Source organism: Pseudoalteromonas sp. SWYJ118 (assembly GCF_015864505.1).
In the GTDB taxonomy this organism is placed as follows: Bacteria; Pseudomonadota; Gammaproteobacteria; order Enterobacterales; family Alteromonadaceae; genus Pseudoalteromonas; species Pseudoalteromonas arctica.
This window is the reverse complement of sequence record NZ_JADYXC010000004.1, coordinates 111339-130030: the sequence shown is the minus strand read 5'-3', so window position 1 is coordinate 130030 and position 18692 is coordinate 111339. Positions and strand designations below refer to the sequence as shown.

Sequence of the window (18692 nt, the reverse complement as noted above, 5' to 3'; positions counted from 1 at the left end):
AACCGCTTTTAAAAAAACCGCCATTTGGCGGTTTTTTTGTTTAAGCTGTAGGTTATTTAGCTACGCTTTTAATTGGTTACCAATCGGTAACTGCCTAATGCGCTTTCCGCATGCTGCAAAAATAGCATTACATAATGCTGGCGCATAAACTGGTGTAGATGGCTCACCTACCCCTGCTGGTGGTGCATCGCTTTGTACAATTTCAACGTCAATCTCAAGAGGTGCGTCGCTCATACGCGGTACGCGATAATCATGAAAGTTACTTTGCTGTACACGCCCTTTATCAAAGGTAATACCGTCACTAATTGCAGTGGTAATACCGTAAATAGAGCCACCTTGGGTTTGATTTTTAACGGTGTCGGTATTTACAACCGTGCCCGCATCAATGGCAACCCACGATTTAATTACTTTTAAATCGCCAGTATCCGACACTTCTACTTCAACTACTGTCGCTACGTAAGTTAAAAAGCTTCTATGCGCTGCTATACCTAAACCTCGCCCTTTAGGAAGCTCTCGCCCCCACTTACTCATGTCAGCAACCTTTTCAATAACATGGCGCAGTCTGCCAATATCTAAAGGATAAACCGCTTTATCGCCGCCATAATTATCGTATGTGGCATTTTGCTCAGTTACATCAAGGATTCGGCTTGGACCTATCGTTTCTAATAAATAGTCTTTTTGGTCGCGACCGGCTTTGTGCGCTGCTTCGCCAATAAATGACTGAATAGCAAAGGCATGAAAAATATTTGATACAGAACGCATCCAACCAATTCGTGCTTTGGCTTGCGCATCACCGTTTTCTAACTTCATGTTAGGTGTGTTAATTGGGTTGTCGGTAAACCCTAAGCGCAGTTCAAAGCTCCCTGGCGTAGTCGCCCCTTCTGAAAAGGTAGAGGTGATCGGTGAAAACGCGGTACGGTGTAAATACGATTCTATAGCGCCATTTTTATCTAGCGATGCTTCAATGTGCTGAGCCGAAACTGCATGGTAAAAACCATGTTGTATGTCGTCTTCACGCGTCCATTGCACACGAATAGGCTTGCCTACTTTCATTGAAAGATAAGCTGCTTCTGCTGAAAAATCAGGTTTTGACTTACGCCCAAAGCCGCCTCCTAACATGGTAACGTGAACATTAATTTTGCTCTCATCCATGCCAAGCATTGCCGCCACTGTTTTCATATCGGCTTGTGGATTTTGCGTAGCAGCCCATATATCAACACTGTCTTTGTTGTACATAGCTGTTGCACAAGGCGGCTCCATTGGGGCTTGAGCAAGGTGCGGCGCGTAATAATCAGCTACCAATTTATTGCTCGATTTAGCCAACACGCCCATGGCATCGCCTTTATCACGTATGTTTGCCTGTGGAGTTTGTACTGTTTTTAGTAATGACTTTTTAAATTCTTCTGAATTGTAATCGCCATTTTTGCCATCATCCCACACCACTTTTAATGCTTTACGCCCTTGCCATGCAGCCCATGTGTTTTTAGCTATAATCGCAATGCCACCTTTTGGCTGAAACTGCGGTGCGCCTTTTGGTGCAGGTATTTCAATAACATCTATAACGCCGTTTATCGCTTTTGTAGCACTGGCATCAAACGACTTAACAACACCGCCGACTACCGGCGGGCGTTCAATTATAGCCACCAGCGCTTGTGGTTCGCGTACATCGGCTGCAAATATAGCTTTACCTGTTACTAAATCGGCTAAATCTATGTGCGCCATGCCGGTATTAATGTAACGCCATTCTTTGCGTGTTTTAAGCGTTAGTTTGTCAGCTTCTGGTGGCGTTATTGTAAGCGCTAAGTCGATTAAATCTTTATAAGTAAGCGATTTACCTGAGCTGTGTGTAACAACGTGTTGATTAGCAGTACAGGTTTGTGGATCAACTTTCCAAAACTTAGCGGCAGCGTGCTGCATCATGTAACGTACACTTGCGCCCATTTCACGCAGGCGCTGCATGTTGTAGCGAATACTGCGCGAGCCATCGGTATTTTGATCGCCGTATTTAGGGTCGCCCTTACCCTGAATAACAATAACCTTATCCCACGCGGCTTCCATTTCATCGGCAACTATTTGTGCAATCGCGGTGCGAATTTGCTGACCCATTTCAGAGCGATGGCACGTTATTTCAACCATGCCGTCTGGGCGCAGTGCAATAAATAAGTTTGCGCGTTTTGCCAGCTCAGATGGCTGCTCTAACACACCCGCAATCGCTCTTGGCGCACTGCCTACAAAATAAGTACCAAGTACCAATGCACCTATTGCGCTAGTTTTTAAAAACTTACGGCGGTTTAAATCAAAATATTTATTATCTTGGTTCATACTTCTTCCCCTTGTTCATTTGGGTCAAAATACTGAACACTCGCCATTGTTTTAGCGGCTGATTTAATTGCTTTATGAATGCGCGGGTATGTACCACAACGGCAAATATTTCCCGACATATTACTTACTATTTCATCATCGGTAGGGTTTGGATTGGCAGCTAATAAGCTTGCAGCTTGCATCATTTGACCGCACTGGCAAAAACCACACTGCGGTACTTTATGCTCAACCCATGCTTGTTGTACTGGATGGTCGCCCTGCTCGCTTAACCCTTCAATTGTTGTAATTGAAAGACCCGCTACTGCCGCTACAGGTAATACACACGAGCGCTGAGCTACCCCATCAATATGCACAGTACACGCACCGCACTGAGCCATACCACAGCCAAATTTAGGGCCGGTTAAATTCAATTCGTCTCGGAGATACCATAATACTGGCGTTGACGGATCGCCAGAAAACTCATGTTTATTACCATTAATGGTAAGCGTGATCATACTAAACTCCTTGGCAAAGCGCTTTACAGGAGGGTTCCTTGTTGCGCGAGAACTATTTTTAATTACTTACTATTTTATACTTACTACTTTTAGCCTACCACTTAGATCTGTTTTATAAAAATACTAATTATTAGAACGTTTAAACCACATTGAAATTATTAACGTCTGATTATTAGTATTAGACTAGGGACTGCAGACCTTTTTAGATTGAAGTTCACTCAATCTAGGGGAGATTTAATCGCGGCGGTAGGTTTGTAAACAACAAAGCGTAAATTGCCCCTATGCAGAATCCTCGGGGCAGTGCATGTTAAACCTCGAAAGATAAACAGCCCTAAATAAAAGCCTAAAAACACCCAAGTTAAAACTTACAATATATTTAAGCAAAAATCGTATTAAGTAACCACATCGTTTATTTGCAAAGTTTAGGGTTGTACAATACACACAACAAAAGCAAGCAATAAATCGTTGATTTTAAAAAGATTATTAATAAATAAAAAACCGCCATTTGGCGGTTTTAGATAGTGTAAATAAGCTTTTAACTACTAATTAAAACGGCGTCTACCAAATAAAACCACTGATAGCAGCGTAAGTAAGTAATAAATACTGCCACCTGAGCTAGAGCCTGAATCAGATGATGGAGTCGCTAGCGCAGCAGCTTGCTTACCTTCAACGTTTATAGTCACAGTTTGAACTGCTGAACTATCAAATTTATCTTTAGCTACATAGCTAAACGTTACTACATGATCGGATTCGCTCGTAGGAGTTAGTTTAAACAATCCAGTATCAGGCTCAAATGTTAGAGTTCCTGAGTTTGGCTCTGTTACCACTTCAAATTCAAGTGTATCGTTGTCGCTATCTAATGCTGAAAAGCGACCATTCACTTCACTCTTATAAGAGGTGTTATATGTTACATTTTGAGCTTGTGGGGCTGTATTTGTAAGTTCAATAACAACATTATGAAGCTCAGATTCAACTAAAGAATCTTTCACTGTAAAGCTAACTGATACTGGCTCAACCGAGTCACCACTTGGTGAAAAGGTCACGCTACCTAAAGCAGAATCCATTAACTGAATTTGCCCATGAGCAGGCGAATTTTTAATTTGAAATACTAATTGCTCAGCGTCTTCATCCATACCTTCTAGATTAAAGTTAAGCGGTGTACTCCAATGAGTTTGCAGTGTCATATTATTTGCTGTTGGTGCTGTATTTGTGAGCTCTAACGTTAAGCTTGATAACGCTGAACGTGAACGATCTTTTACTGTGTAGTAACTAAGCTCGTCAATGCCTACAGTCCCCGAAGGTATATAAGTTAGTAGACCCGCCTGTCTGTCGGTAAACTCGACCCTACCCAGAGTTGGTCTCTTATTTAAAACTACATAATCAATATCATCTGATACAGGTAAATCTATTTGTATGCTTTTTAAAACATGATCAGAGTAGCTTACAGCTTCAGGTTTAGCTAAAGGCTCAGCAACTTGATTAGAAAACACCTCCAATGACTGACCTGCCAACAAGGTATAATCAACATTATTATACGTAGAAGTTGCTAACCAACTGTCATTATTATTACGCTCAACAGTGTATGAAACCACATTGCTATCTAGGTTATATTCACCAAACTGATCTGAACACGAATACTGCACAAACCCAGCTCTTACAGACACAATGTTATTTAAAGAGTTTTGGCACACTTCACTAATTAATGTTGTCTGCCCATTTAATGCCACTTTATAAAGTGAGCCGTTATAGGTAGATGCAACTAAAGTTTCTTCTCCATTAATAACAGTGTTAACCAAACCGTTAAAGCTCTGCTCCAAAGCAACTTTAGATATAGTGTTTTCAGAGTAGTCATAACTAATGAGGTAATCACTAACGAGACTAACCACATCTATATTTTCGTTATTAAGAAAGCTTCCAGTTACTATTGAACTCATACCGCCCCAATAAAATCCTAAGCGAGGCGATGTCTTTAATAACTCTCCAGTTTGCCCATTTAATACTTTAAAAAAGGTACCTTCACTTCCTGTATGCTCAGCACCATTACCTACTATTATTTCTAGCTTGCCATCATTATTAATATCTAACGTTGTTAAGGTACTAATGTAGTCTCCGTCGCCAAGATATGTTTGAAATAGCTCTTCACCCGTTTCAGGTGAAAACACCTGTACATTCGCATCGTATATAGCAGAGCTGCCAGCAATAATATAATTCTTACCATCATCAAACAGCTGAGCAGTAGTAACTAAATTATTATTATCCCAATCGTTATTAACGCTTATATTTGTAAGTATTTTTTCATTAGTTTGTGTATCTACTATATGCAAAGCGTTACTGTCACGCTCGGAATAAAGTATATCTAAGCTTCCGTTGTTATTAATATCAGCAAGTGCTAACGCTTTATTTGAGTAGTACTTAATGCCTTTAGCCCACTGTTGAGTTTTGTCATCCGTGTTGTGAATATAAAAACCATCTTCACCTGACGAAGAATAACCTGAGCCCCAAGCAATATTTTGCTTACCATCACCGTTAAGGTCATCTACAACAATGCCCGACACACCATGCTCTGGATTATTAATACTCCAGAACTCAACGCCTGTTGTGAGTGAAAGCGCATATAAACTCCCCCACTGACCATCGCCGTAAACTAAATCGTCGGTACCATCATTATCGATGTCTGCAACTATTACTTTATCAATATCTAAGTCGCTTTGGGCTGTCCATAAAATGCTTTCAGTGCTTGGGCTTAGCATTTCTATGCTGTACCAACTTTGCCCATTAATCACTTCATCTAAGCCGTCGTTATTAATATCAACAGCAATTAAATGCTCGCCATTAATACTTACACTAAGTTGTTTGTGCAGTACAAATTCTGAATTTTCGAATCTATATACCGCACCATCACTAAATAAAACTTCTTTTGCATTAGCCTCAGTAAATGAGCCTGTCACAAAGTTTTGTGGTACGTTTTCAAGTACCGCAATTTCAGATAAATCGAGCGAGTTAAGAACAAAAAGCTTACTGCTTTGATAAACAAAAAGCCCATCTTGCCCATCGTTATTTATATCAAACTTATCTGCTGCTCTTGGGTAATAAAACTCTTTACTTAGTTCTATCTCTTGAGTGACTAAATTAACTTTATGTACTGCGTTATTTTCTAAAACATATAAGTAGTATGTATCTGCCACTGTATCTTTAATTAGCGTGGTATCTTCAATATAGTCATCAAAGTCGTAGCGAGCAGTTACTTCATACGCACCTTTCACATATTCTATAATATTAAAATTGCTCTCTTGGGCGGATATAATGTGCTTACTACCCACACCCGACAAAGGTGCCACGTACAAGCCTTTTCGACCTGTTGAGTTGCCTAACGAAAATTCACGAAATACGCTGCTAAGCTCTATGCTTTCCTCGTCTGAGGCAGCTTGAGTAAGGCTATTATTTTTTATAATTGGCGCGAGTAGAGGTTTTTTAGATAAACTTTCAAAATGAGCTTTATCAAAATTTATTTTTTGATCGTTAATTAAAACAGCATCACCGTAAGTATTTTCTTGAGTGTTTTTTATAGGCTGAGCGTGAGTATTGGCATTCACTGAATACGCGCTCATCATGAGCAACGTAAGGCAAGATAGTTTAATCAATTCCATAATCCTTTGTATTTCTTTATTTAATCACGTCACTACAACTGCAACGTTCCATTAACACGGCATTATATAGAGTACCAACCGGAAATAAAGAGGCGATTAACAAAGTTTTACAAAGGAATAGAAGAATAAAGTAATAACATTTAACTTGCAGCTAAAGCTACTTTTATAGAGATTTTAGCCGCATGCTTACTAATAAAAAGCGATTAATGAGTGCTTATAACATCTTCAGACAACAATCGCTCATCGTCTTTATAAACTTCAAGCCAACCTGGTGGTGATGTATCGCAGCCAATAATGGTTACTTGTAGCACATAACTATAACGACCATTTTTAAACGTATAGTGATGATTCCCGCCGCTGCCCTCAAATGTAATATCGCCATTTAGTAAAACCATATCAGGCTTGTCACTTGGCTTTTTATTAATACCCCACACTGCATACCGAAAATTATGCTCGCCTAAATCATCAACACGAACATGATAGTTAGCCGTTTTCCAATTGAGTACTGGTTTTTCAAAAGTATTAATACTTGCGTGCAAGGATTGTTTATCGTCTTCGATTAAGCTTTTTGCAAGTGCCTGCTCTTTAGTATTTTGTGTATTTACAGCAATAATTTTACCTTCGGTATCTACCCACATAACGCCGTTGTTTAGCATAATGCCGCGCCAACCAACTTTATCCCAATCGGTATCAATGTTTGAACTAGCAATAACTGCTACTAACTCATCATTAAATACTTCATCAAAGCGGTTAATAAACTCTGCTTCATTTTTAATGTCAGGTATGGGATATCGTCGTTTTAGCGGGTAGCGAATATGCGCAGCAATCGCAGTTTTATCCTGCGCTTTAAAAGCAGTAATAACAGGTAAAACGAACTCGTGATATTTTTGCTCAAGAGCAAATGTGCTAGATGTGAAAAGTAGGGATAAGCAAAGCAATATATAATGTAAATACTTCATTTGTAGTCCTTTAATTTAAAGTTATTGAAAATGAATAAATTACAAGTGGACGTATAGTCCAAGCTTGAAACTCTTAGCCTCCGCTTTGTTCTGTGTCACCACATACTTAGAACACAGGAGTTAATTGTTAAACACTACTGAGGTCTAAGTTTGACAATATTTATCCATTTTGAATTGTATTATCCATTTTGAATTGTATTATCCATTTTGAATTGTATTATCCGGATAAAAAAGGTTAATCTATATCTAATTGAAAAACCACAACTAAACTTGCTCATCATATAAATTTAAAGGACTAAAATGGAAAATTATACTGATAGTATTAACTCTACTGAAAAACTACATACACCCAACAAAGATAGCGCAAATGAAATAGGTGTAATTAATAATGCACTAGAACTTCAAAAAGCAGCTGTAGCGAAGCAAGTTGCTGATTGGGATATTTTCCGAGAAGGAACTAATTTTTTTGTTAATAATCGTGGGGAAATCACTTTCATAAGTATATTTTTACTGGATGATCCGCTCAATTTAAATTTTCTTAAAACTGTTGAGCTGGGCTCATTAAAAAAACTGATCATAGTAAGTAAAGATGTAGTTAGTGTAGATTTTCTATCTCATTTTGATTCTTTAGAAGACGTATTTATCGCTACAAATTGTGAAGTATCTTTGGATGGTTTTGATAAACTAATTAGCATAACAGAGTTAAATATTAGTTCACCTAAACAGTCAAACTTAACACCACTCGCACGTCTTACCAATTTAAAGAATATAGATATTTGTGTAGACAATGAGTCAGCTCTACTTCCTCTAGCAAGACTTGATAAACTAGAATCATTAGACTTGTCCGGGAGTACAATAAATAGCTTGGAATTGTTTGGCGAAAACTTTAAAAGTTTAGTCAAACTAAACTTGTCGGATTGTAAAATCAATGAGATACCAGAAAGCTTCATAGATCTAAACTTCGACGTTTACTTAGAAGAAGGTATAGATTTTCATTTCCTAGAGTCTAATAAAAATAAATTAGTTAATTTTTATGATAATAATGTGACTATCCCACCCAAAGAGATAGTGAAACAGGGAAACCTCGTAATGAAAAAATACTATCAATCATTACAAGGTGAAACATCAAAATTAAACGAAGCCAAATTAGTTTTAGTTGGGGAGGGTGCTGCTGGTAAGACATCATTAATAAATCGTTTTAATGAAAATAAATTTAACCCTAGAGAAGATAAAACTGATGGTATTTCAATTACTCCTTGGAAAGTAAATGTTGATAAGGAAGATGTAACTCTCCACTGCTGGGATTTTGGTGGGCAAGAGATAATGAGAGCAACTCACCAATTATTTCTGTCTGAAAGAAGTATTTACGTTATTGTATTAGATGGTAGAAAAGATGAGAATCCTGAACATTGGCTGAAACAAGTTTTAGCGGTAAGTAAAAGCTCACCAATACTGATTGTTTTGAACAAAAGTGACGAACATTATGATGACAATATAAGAAGGCAACATCTTAAAGAGAAATATTCCAATATTATTGGCTTTTATAAAACCTCATGTAAGTCTGGTGTTGGTATAACTAAATTAAAACATATCATAAAAGCAGAAGTAGCTAAGCTTGAAATGAGAAACTTCGTCTTAGCTAAAAACTGGCTTGCAATAAAAGACGATTTGGAAGAGTTAAAAAAAGAGTCTGATCATATTTCTCATCAAGATTTTACCAAAATATGTACAAATCACTCAATTGAAGATCATCAAGTTCAAAATATTTTACTAACCCTTTTAAACGATTTAGGCCACATAATTCATTTTAAAGAATTACATGAATTACAAACTCAAGTACTGAACCCAACTTGGATAACTGAAGGTATATATACCCTTTTAAATTCTGATAAGCTTGCTAAAAATGACGGTGTTATAACAGTCACAGAAGCTGAAAAAATACTTGAAGAAAAGTTAGATTTTTCTCGATACAGGGGTAAATCTACCTTTCTAATGCAAGTAATGGAACAATTTGAGCTTTGCTACAGTATTGATGCTAAGCGAAATAACAAGAAATTCTTGGTCCCAGATTTATTACCTACAGAGCTGACTAGAAATCCGACTATAGATAACGGTATTGAGTTTATTTACAAATATAATGATTATATGCCCCCAGAATTAATGGCGCGCTTCATAGTTAAAAGTCATATTCATCAAGTACCTAAAAAATGCTGGAGATTTGGTGTATTGTTGAAGCATAAAGCATTTAAATCTTCTGCTCTAATAACTCAAGATAAAGAAGACCGAATAATAAAAATCAAAGTCGATGGAGCCGAGAGACGTAGCTTTTTAGCTGTATTGCGTAGCTACTTCTCTGAAATACATTCAAGTTACAAAGCTGAAAATATTGGCCTAGAAGAGCTTCTACCACTTAAATGTATAGAAACTAATAAAGAAAGTTACCTTCCTTACGAACGATTAATAAAAATTGAGCAGCGTTTACTAAAAGGTATTGGAAGTGATAGTCAGTACGACCATGTATTAAATATTGATTATTCGGTTGCAAAAATACTGGATGGTATTGAGAAACCTGAAAGTAGACATCAAAGTTATAAAGAATCAGATGAGAGGCTTACTGTGAACATTACGCAAAATCAGACTGCAAACCCTGTAATAACAAATACCGCATCTCAACATAATGAACAAAGTTCTACCCTAACATCAAATATTAGTATAAACATCCAGCTAAAGGATTTTAGTAGTGATATGAAAAGCTGGAGCCAAGACTTATTCGAAGATTTATTAGAGGATGAGGATTTAATTTCAGATAATGACACAGCTAAACTCTTAAAACGCTCTCAAAAAGAAATTGAAAGACTTTCTGTACCTCTAGATGAAATTGAGGATGTTGAAAATAAAGAGGAAGCAACAAGTAAATCTGATAATTTTTCTAGGGTTAAAAACTTCCTAGAAGATGCATTAGATAAAACAAATAAAACTGGTGAGCTATTAGATAAGACGGGGGAAGGTATAAAGAAACTACAATCTTTAGCAAGCAAATACAATAAAGTTGCAGAGCTATGTGCGATGCCTACAGTACCCAGTTTTTTACTTGGTTAATAATAATTTTCATTACGAATAGTGATAATGAAAAATACAAAAAACGAGCCTAAATCGGCTCGTTTTTGTTTTTTTGATAGCTGACAGCTAAAAACTGACCGCTTCGCTATTTAACCTTTTCGCTTTTATTCCGGCTCATACCCCAAGTTAGGCGACAGCCATCTTTCTGCCTCTGCGAGCGTCATATTAGTTCGTTTAGCGTAATCTTCTACTTGATCCTTTTGCACAGCGGCTACGGCGTAGTATTTTGCCTCTGGGTGTGAGAAATACCAGCCCGAAACAGCAGCTCCTGGCCACATGGCGAATGAGCTGGTGAGCTGCATGCCAATGCGTTTTTCGGTATCGAGCAACTGCCAAATTTTCTTTTTCTCGGTGTGCTCAGGGCACGCTGGGTAACCTGGCGCTGGGCGAATACCTTGGTAGTTTTCGCGTATTAGCTCATCGTTTGCTAGGTTTTCGTCTGGTGCAAAACCCCAATACTCTTTACGTACTTTTTCGTGTAAGTATTCTGCAAACGCTTCTGCGAGCCTGTCGGCAACCGCTTTAATCATTATTTTGTTGTAATCGTCTTGCTGTACGTCAAACGCATTTGCTAAGTCGTCTTCTTCTAAACCACCCGTTACTGCAAATGCGCCAAAATAGTCTGGTGTACCTTTGGGTGCTATGTAGTCGGCTAGGCAGTAGTTAGCAAAGTCGGTTTTTTCGGTTTGCTGACGTAAATGGCACGAGGTAGTTAACAGCCCTTTGCGTGTTTCGTCGGTGTATATTTCTATGTCGTCCCCAACGCGGTTAGCAGGGAATAAACCTATTACGCCAAGTGGTTGCAAACTGCCTGCTTTTTCAAGGTCGTCTAACATGTCGTTAGCGTCTTTAAATAAGCTTTGCGCTTGCTCGCCTACTACTTCATCGGTCATTATGCGCGGGTATTTACCGGCGATTGACCACGTCATAAAGTATGGCGTCCAATCTATGTATTTACGTAAAGTGGCAATTGATACGTTTTTAAACTCGATCACGCCGAGCTTTTTAGGCACCGGTGGCGTGTAGTTATCCCAATCAAGCTTTGCTGCATTATCGCGTGCGCGCTGGATTGTAACAGGCTTAGATCGTGGTTTTTTACGCGCTTGTTGCTCGCGTACTTTTACATATTCAGCTTGGGTTTTTTCTAAAAAACCAGGCTTATGCTCTTTTGATAATAAATTAGATACTACACCTACCGCACGGCTGGCATTACTTACATACACTACGCCTTTGTCATATTGTGGCTCAATTTTTACTGCGGTGTGCGCTTTAGAAGTAGTTGCGCCACCAATTAACAGCGGCAGTTCAAAGCCACGGCGTTTCATTTCTTTTGCTACGTGTACCATTTCGTCAAGCGATGGGGTAATTAAGCCCGATAATCCAATAATATCGGCTTTTTCGTCGATTGCGGTTTGTAATATTTTATCAGCCGGTACCATTACACCTAAGTCGATTACTTCATAGTTATTACATTGCAGTACAACACCCACAATATTTTTACCTATGTCGTGTACGTCACCTTTTACGGTCGCCATCACTATTTTACCGTTAGTTGAGCCTTCTTCTTTTTCAAGCTCAATGTATGGGTCTAGGTAGGCTACGGCTCGCTTCATTACGCGCGCTGATTTAACAACTTGTGGTAAAAACATTTTACCTGCGCCAAATAAGTCGCCTACTACGTTCATGCCGTCCATTAACGGCCCTTCAATTACGTGAATAGGTTTAGCTGCTGCGGCGCGGCATTCTTCGGTATCTTCATCTATAAAGGTAGTAATACCTTTTACAAGCGCGTGCTCAAGGCGTTTTGCAACAGGCCATGTGCGCCACTCTAAATCTTCTACTCGCTCGGCTTGTGCCATACCCGAATACTTAGGTGCAAGCTCTACTAAACGCTCACCTGCGCCTGAGTCGGTATTAAGTATTACGTCGGTAACGGCTTTACGTAGTTCTTCTGGTATATCATCGTAAACGGCTAGTTGCCCCGCATTTACAATACCCATGTCCATACCAGCTTGAATAGCGTGATATAAAAACACTGAGTGAATGGCTTCACGTACGGGGTTATTACCCCTAAACGAAAACGATACATTTGATACACCGCCCGACACTTTACAGTGCGGCAAATTTTGTTTAATGCGGCGTGTGCCTTCAATAAATTCTACGGCGTAGTTGTCGTGCTCTTCAATACCAGTGGCTACGGCAAATATATTAGGGTCGAATATAATATCTTCTGGCGCAAAGCCAATGTCTTCTACCAATATTTTATAACTGCGCGCACATATTGCGAACTTACGGTCTGCCGTGTCGGCTTGCCCGTCGGTATCAAACGCCATTACAACAGCGGCTGCACCAAAGCGTTTTATTATTTTAGCTTGGCGAATAAACGGCTCTTCGCCCTCTTTTAACGATATTGAGTTAACAATTGCCTTGCCTTGAATACACTTTAAGCCTGCTTCTATTACTTCCCATTTTGAGGAGTCGACCATAATTGGTACGCGAGAAATATCAGGCTCTGAGGCTATTAAGTTTAAAAACTTAACCATGGCGGCTTTTGAGTCCAACATAGCTTCGTCCATGTTTATATCAATAACTTGTGCGCCGTTTTCTACTTGTTCGCGTGCCACTGTTAGCGCGGCTTCAAAGTCTTCTTCCATGATTAAACGTTTAAACATGGCAGAACCCGTTACATTGGTACGTTCGCCGACATTAGTAAATACTGCTATTTGTTGGGTCATGCTGGCTCCTTAATTTAAGTTACAGGCTTCAAGGCCTGATAAACGCATGCGTACTTCAAGCTCCGGTAGTTGGCGTGGTTTAACGCCCGCTAAACCTTTTGCAAAAGCGCGAATATGCGCAGGCGTGGTGCCACAGCATCCGCCTACTATATTAATAAAGCCCGATTTACCCCAATCGATAATTTCGGTTGCCATATCGCCCGCTTCTAAGTCGTATTCACCAAACTCATTGGGTAAGCCCGCATTAGGGTGTACCGATGTAAAGGTTTCGCACACGCGCGATAACTCTTCTACATACTGGCGCAGTAAATCAGGACCAAGCGCACAGTTTAAACCAATCGAAATAGGCTTAATATGGCGAATAGAATTATAAAATGCTTCGGTTGTTTGCCCCGAAAGCGTACGGCCAGAGGCGTCGGTAATAGTCCCCGAGATCATAACTGGTAATGTGCGCCCTGCTTGCTCAAAGGCTTCTTCTACGCCAAACGAGGCCGCTTTTGCGTTAAGGGTGTCGAATATAGTTTCGATTAATATTAAATCGGCGCCGCCTTCCATTAATGCAAGTGTTGATTCAATATACGCAGTAACCAGCTTATCAAAGGTGACATTTCGGTAACCCGGATCGTTTACGTCTGGCGAAATTGAACACGTTTTAGATGTCGGTCCTAAAACACCGGCTACATAGCGCGGTTTTTCTGGCGTTTTAGCTGTAAATTCATCGCAAATTGCGCGAGCTAATTTAGCCGACTCTAGATTTATTTCACGACTTAGGTTTGCCATGTCGTAATCTTCCATCGAAATAGTGGTCGAGTTAAACGTATTGGTTTCGATAATATCGGCGCCCGCTGATAAAAAACCACGATGAATATCAGTGATTAAATCGGGCTTGGTTAGGCTTAATAAATCGTTATTGCCTTTAATTAATACATGCCAGTCTTTAAAACGCTCTCCGCGATAGTCTTCTTCTTCTAGCTTATGATCTTGGATCATGGTGCCCATAGCGCCATCTAAAATTAAAATGCGTTCTTTTAATGCGGCGCTTATTTCGGCTTGCTTATTATTTGTAGGAGCGTTATTCGGCATAGTTGTTAGTCCTCACGTCTTGGCTAACTAAATTAATATCATACGGTGTGGTTTGGTACACGTAGTAATTTAACCAGTTCGAAAAAAGTAAAAAAGCATGGCTTTGCCACGTTTTTGAAGGTTGTTTGGTTGCATCGTCATCCGGAAAGTAATTTTCGGGTTTTGGTGCATTAGGGCTTTTTTTACAATCGCGGTCGTATTCTGCTTTTAGCGAGTCGGCGTCGTACTCAGGATGACCAGTTATAAACACTTGGCTACCCGATTTATTTTTAAGTAAGTAAGCCCCTACTCGCTCAGAACCAGCCAGTACAACTAGCTCATCACAGGCATTTATTTTATTTATATCAATGTGGCCGTAGCGTGAGTGCGGTACTAAAAAGGTGTCGTCGAATCCGCGAGTCAGTGCGCCGTGATCAAAGTAACATTGGTGGGTAAATACGCCACACAGTTTGTCGTCTTTTAAATCGCGCTTTAAATTGTAACGATGATATAGCGCTGCATGTGCTGCCCAGCACGAAAACAACGTAGAGGTAACGTGTTGCTCAGCCCAATCTATAATGACCTTTAGCTCATCCCAATACGCTACATCGTCGTATTCTAAATGGGCAAGTGGCGCACCGGTTACAATTAACGCATCGTAATTGTTGTCTTTAACCTCAGAAAAATAACGATAAAAGGTATCAAGGTGCTCTTCTGAATTACTGCTACTGCGGTGAGTGTCGAGGCGCAGTAGCTCTACGTTAACTTGCAAAGGCGAGTTGGCAAGCAAGCGAATAAACTGTACTTCGGTTTCTACTTTATTAGGCATTAAGTTTAAAATAGCCAAACGCATTGGGCGTATTTCTTGCGTTTTTGCACGTGTTTTTGGCATTACAAATACGTTTTCTTGACGTAAACGTGCAATTGCCGGCAACTCGTCTTTTACTGTAATTGGCATACTTTACTCCTGCTCATAAAAACCGAAGCTTAATTATGAACTGAAAGTAAAAAATATCAACCTCTAGATGTATAGATGTCTAAATGAAATTTATTCATGATTTTATACTTTACTTACAAGCATGCTTTAGTGCTTTAAAACCCGCCATTCGTTGACTGTTTCACCTGTCAGCCACTACAATACAACATTGAAATTTTTATTATTATTTGAAGGCTTTCCTCCATGGTTTTACCTGATAAATTTATATTCTCGATGAGTCGAGTATCTAAGGTTGTGCCACCTAAGCGCACTATCTTAAAAGATATTTCGTTACATTTTTTTCCTGGCGCTAAAATTGGTGTGCTTGGTTTAAACGGTTCTGGTAAATCTACGTTACTACGTATTATGGCCGGTGTTGACCAAGATTTTGAAGGTGATGCACATCCTCAGCCTGGTACAAAAATTGGTTATTTACCGCAAGAGCCTGTTTTAGACGAAAGCAAAACAGTTCGTGAAATTGTTGAAGAAGCTGTTGGCGAAGTTAAACACGCACTTAAACGTCTTGACGAAGTGTATAACGAATACGCCATGGAAGACGCTGACTTTGACGCACTTGCAAAAGAGCAAGGCGAGCTTGAAGCTGTTATTCAGGCGCACGATGGTCACAACATTGATAACGTTTTAGAGCGTGCTGCTGATGCACTTCGCCTGCCAGAATGGGATGCTAAAATTGAGCACCTTTCAGGTGGTGAGCGTCGTCGTGTTGCTATATGTCGATTACTGCTTGAAAAACCAGACATGCTTATTCTCGATGAACCTACTAACCACTTGGATGCTGAGTCGGTTGCATGGTTAGAGCGCTTTTTACACGATTACGAAGGCACTGTTGTGGCGGTTACGCATGACCGTTACTTCCTTGATAATGTAGCTGGTTGGATATTAGAGCTTGACCGTGGTGAAGGTATTCCATGGGAAGGTAACTACTCTTCTTGGCTTGAACAAAAAGATGCGCGCTTACAGCAAGAACAAAAATCTGAAAAAGCACGTCAAAAATCAATTGCGCAAGAACTTGAATGGGTTCGTTCAAACCCTAAAGGTCGCCAAGCTAAGTCAAAAGCACGTATGGCTCAGTTTACTGAAATGCAGCAGTCTGATTACCAAAAACGTAACGAAACTAACGAGATGTTTATTCCACCTGGCCCGCGTTTAGGCGACCAAGTGCTTGAAGTAACGAATCTTCGTAAGAGTTTTGGCGATCGCGTTTTAATTGACGATTTAAGCTTTAGCATGCCAAAAGGTGCCATTGTGGGCATTATTGGTGCGAATGGCGCGGGTAAATCAACGCTGTTTAAAATGATCAGTGGTGAGCAAAAGCAAGACAGCGGTAGCATTACCGTTGGCGAAAGCGTACACCTTGCTACTGTTGATCAGTTCCGCGACGGTATGGACGAAAGCAAAACTGTTTTCCAAGAAATATCAGACGGCCAAGACGTACTAAAAATTGGTAACTTTGAGTTCCAAAGCCGTGCGTATGTAAGTCGCTTTAACTTTAAAGGTAACGATCAGCAAAAGTTTGTTAAAGACCTATCAGGTGGTGAACGTAACCGTTTACACCTTGCTAAGTTATTAAAAGCTGGCGGCAATGTGTTACTACTCGATGAGCCAACCAATGACTTGGACGTTGAAACACTACGCGCACTAGAGAACGCTATTTTAGAGTTCCCTGGTTGTGTAATGTGTATCTCGCATGACCGTTGGTTCCTTGACCGTATTGCTACGCACATTTTAGATTACCGCGACGAAGGTCAAATTAACTTCTTTGATGGTAACTATACTGAATACGAAGAGTGGCTTAAAAAGACACTAGGTGCAGCAGCAACTGAACCTAAGCGTATTAAGTACAAAAAAATTGGTTAATATTTACTGTAGCTAATTTATTACAGTAAAACTAAGCCCTGCATTTATGCGGGGCTTTTTTATGCCACCAGCATTACAGGAGCATATCCTGCTAGCATGTAGAGAATTACCCGCTATGCTTAATTTATTATAAAAACAGTAAGGCTAAATTAGGTTATGCAAAATCGTCGTCAGTTTTCTCGTGTTTTATTTTCAACCGATGCACAAGTAATTTTTAATGATCACCAGTACCCATGTAAATTACTTGATGTATCTTTACATGGCGCATTAATCACTAAATGTGATGCTTTTATTGGCAACCAAAATAGCCAAGCTGTTCTGCGTTTTTCGCTGCCTCAAAGCGAAATAGAAATAAAAATGGAGGTTGTGGTGTGCCATATAGAAGCGGATCATATTGGTTTAAAATGCCACCATATTGATATAGACAGCATTACTTATTTAAAGCGTTTAATAGAGCTAAACTTAGCTGATGACGAACTATTACATCGCGAACTCGCTATGTTGATTCACGACACACAAGAATAGACTCATTTGGATTAGTTGATTACCATAGTGCAAACTTTTTAACTTGTGCAAACATGACTTTAAATCCACATTTACCTTTGGTGTATCACCCTAACTACTCGTTTAATTTCGATCCAAAGCATCGTTTTGCAATGAGTAAGTTTGCACATTTATATCAGCATGTAGCAAAGCTTGGTTTGATTGGCGATAACCTGGTTGAGCCAATATTAGGCACGCCAGAGCCGCTTGAGCTAATACACTGCGAAAACTATATACATGACTTGTGGAATAATCGCCTAGATGAAAAAGCGATGCGCCGTATTGGCCTACCTTGGTCAAAAGAGCTTATGACACGTACTTTTACAGCTCCTCAAGGGACGCTTCAAACAGCTCGTTTAGCACTTAAACATGGTATAGCGTGTCACCTTGCTGGTGGTACACACCATGCACATACCGATTTTGGCTCAGGCTACTGCATGGTTAACGATTTAGCCTTTACTACGCAAACTTTAATAGAATCGGGTGAGGTAACTAACGTACTTATTTTTGATTTAGACGTGCACCAAGGTGATGGCACAGCGGCCATGTTAGAGCATCAGGCATATGCTTATACTTGTTCTATACATTGTGAAAAAAACTTCCCTTTTAGAAAATCAGCTAGCGATTTAGATATTGGCTTAGCCGATAACATGAAAGACGATGAGTATTTAGGCATAGTTGACGACACACTGCAATTTTTGCTCAAAGAGTTAAATCCCGATTTAGTGCTTTACGATGCAGGCGTTGATATTTGGCAAGGTGATGGTTTAGGTAAACTCGATATTAGCTGGGATGGCATAGTTAAACGCGATCATTTAGTACTAAAACGTTGCCTTGAACACAATACTCCCGTGGCTACAGTAATTGGTGGCGGCTACGATAAAGATCACCTTCGCCTTGCTAAGCGCCATGGTATTGTTATTGAGCAAGCCGCTCGTTTTTAATGTGAAATAAAA

Annotated in this window: 11 protein-coding genes; 4 read left to right on the top strand and 7 right to left on the bottom strand. The window is 39.6% G+C overall.

Translation table 11 applies throughout. The annotated features are described in order from the left end of the window. Positions 1-60: 60 nt before the first annotated feature. From I6F48_RS06595 to I6F48_RS06580, 4 genes are all read right to left on the bottom strand, one after another. A complete protein-coding gene (locus tag I6F48_RS06595; protein ID WP_197119101.1) occupies positions 61-2322 on the bottom strand; it encodes a xanthine dehydrogenase family protein molybdopterin-binding subunit in 2262 nt (753 codons plus the stop codon). After that, positions 2319-2816: a (2Fe-2S)-binding protein gene (locus I6F48_RS06590; RefSeq protein WP_165721286.1), complete on the bottom strand. Its 498-nt coding sequence runs from the start codon at positions 2814-2816 to the stop codon at positions 2319-2321. The genes I6F48_RS06595 and I6F48_RS06590 overlap by 4 nt, the downstream gene beginning before the upstream one ends. A 542-nt stretch (positions 2817-3358) precedes the next feature. Next, positions 3359-6457 (bottom strand): Ig-like domain-containing protein, encoded by a 3099-nt coding sequence (locus I6F48_RS06585; RefSeq protein WP_197119100.1) that lies wholly within the window; start codon positions 6455-6457, stop codon positions 3359-3361. A 209-nt stretch (positions 6458-6666) separates the two neighbouring features. Continuing rightward, the gene (locus I6F48_RS06580) at positions 6667-7422 is read right to left on the bottom strand and encodes a hypothetical protein (RefSeq protein WP_197119099.1); all 756 of its coding nucleotides are present in this window, start codon (positions 7420-7422) and stop codon (positions 6667-6669) included. A 300-nt stretch (positions 7423-7722) separates the two neighbouring features. Between I6F48_RS06580 and I6F48_RS06575 the strand changes: the two genes are divergently transcribed. After that, entirely contained in the window at positions 7723-10521 is a 2799-nt protein-coding gene (locus I6F48_RS06575; protein WP_197119098.1) for a COR domain-containing protein, read from the top strand. A gap of 125 nt (positions 10522-10646) precedes the next feature. On the opposite strand, the gene metH is transcribed toward I6F48_RS06575, so the two are convergent. Genes metH through I6F48_RS06560 form a run of 3 tightly spaced genes read right to left on the bottom strand, consistent with a single transcriptional unit; the run spans position 10647 to position 15297 of the window. Beyond that, positions 10647-13277 (bottom strand): methionine synthase, encoded by a 2631-nt coding sequence (gene metH, locus I6F48_RS06570; RefSeq protein WP_197119097.1) that lies wholly within the window; start codon positions 13275-13277, stop codon positions 10647-10649. A gap of 9 nt (positions 13278-13286) precedes the next feature. Then, positions 13287-14360 carry a homocysteine S-methyltransferase family protein gene (locus I6F48_RS06565; protein ID WP_197119096.1) on the bottom strand — a complete coding sequence of 358 codons (1074 nt, stop codon included), beginning with the start codon at positions 14358-14360 and terminating at the stop codon, positions 13287-13289. Then, complete coding sequence (locus I6F48_RS06560) at positions 14350-15297, bottom strand: homoserine O-succinyltransferase (RefSeq protein ID WP_010555178.1); 948 nt, start codon at positions 15295-15297, stop codon at positions 14350-14352. The genes I6F48_RS06565 and I6F48_RS06560 overlap by 11 nt, the downstream gene beginning before the upstream one ends. A 222-nt stretch (positions 15298-15519) precedes the next feature. On the opposite strand from I6F48_RS06560, the gene ettA reads away from it, so the two are divergent. The 3 genes from ettA (at position 15520) to I6F48_RS06545 (ending at position 18680) form a co-directional block, all read left to right on the top strand. Further along, complete coding sequence (ettA, locus tag I6F48_RS06555) at positions 15520-17193, top strand: energy-dependent translational throttle protein EttA (protein WP_007581203.1); 1674 nt, start codon at positions 15520-15522, stop codon at positions 17191-17193. 156 nt (positions 17194-17349) lie between these two features. Beyond that, on the top strand, positions 17350-17718 hold the full coding sequence (locus I6F48_RS06550; RefSeq protein ID WP_007581201.1) for a PilZ domain-containing protein: 369 nt from the start codon (positions 17350-17352) through the stop codon (positions 17716-17718). A 53-nt stretch (positions 17719-17771) separates the two neighbouring features. Beyond that, positions 17772-18680, top strand: a complete 909-nt coding sequence (locus tag I6F48_RS06545) for a histone deacetylase family protein (RefSeq protein ID WP_197119095.1) — start codon at positions 17772-17774, stop codon at positions 18678-18680. Positions 18681-18692: the final 12 nt, after the last annotated feature.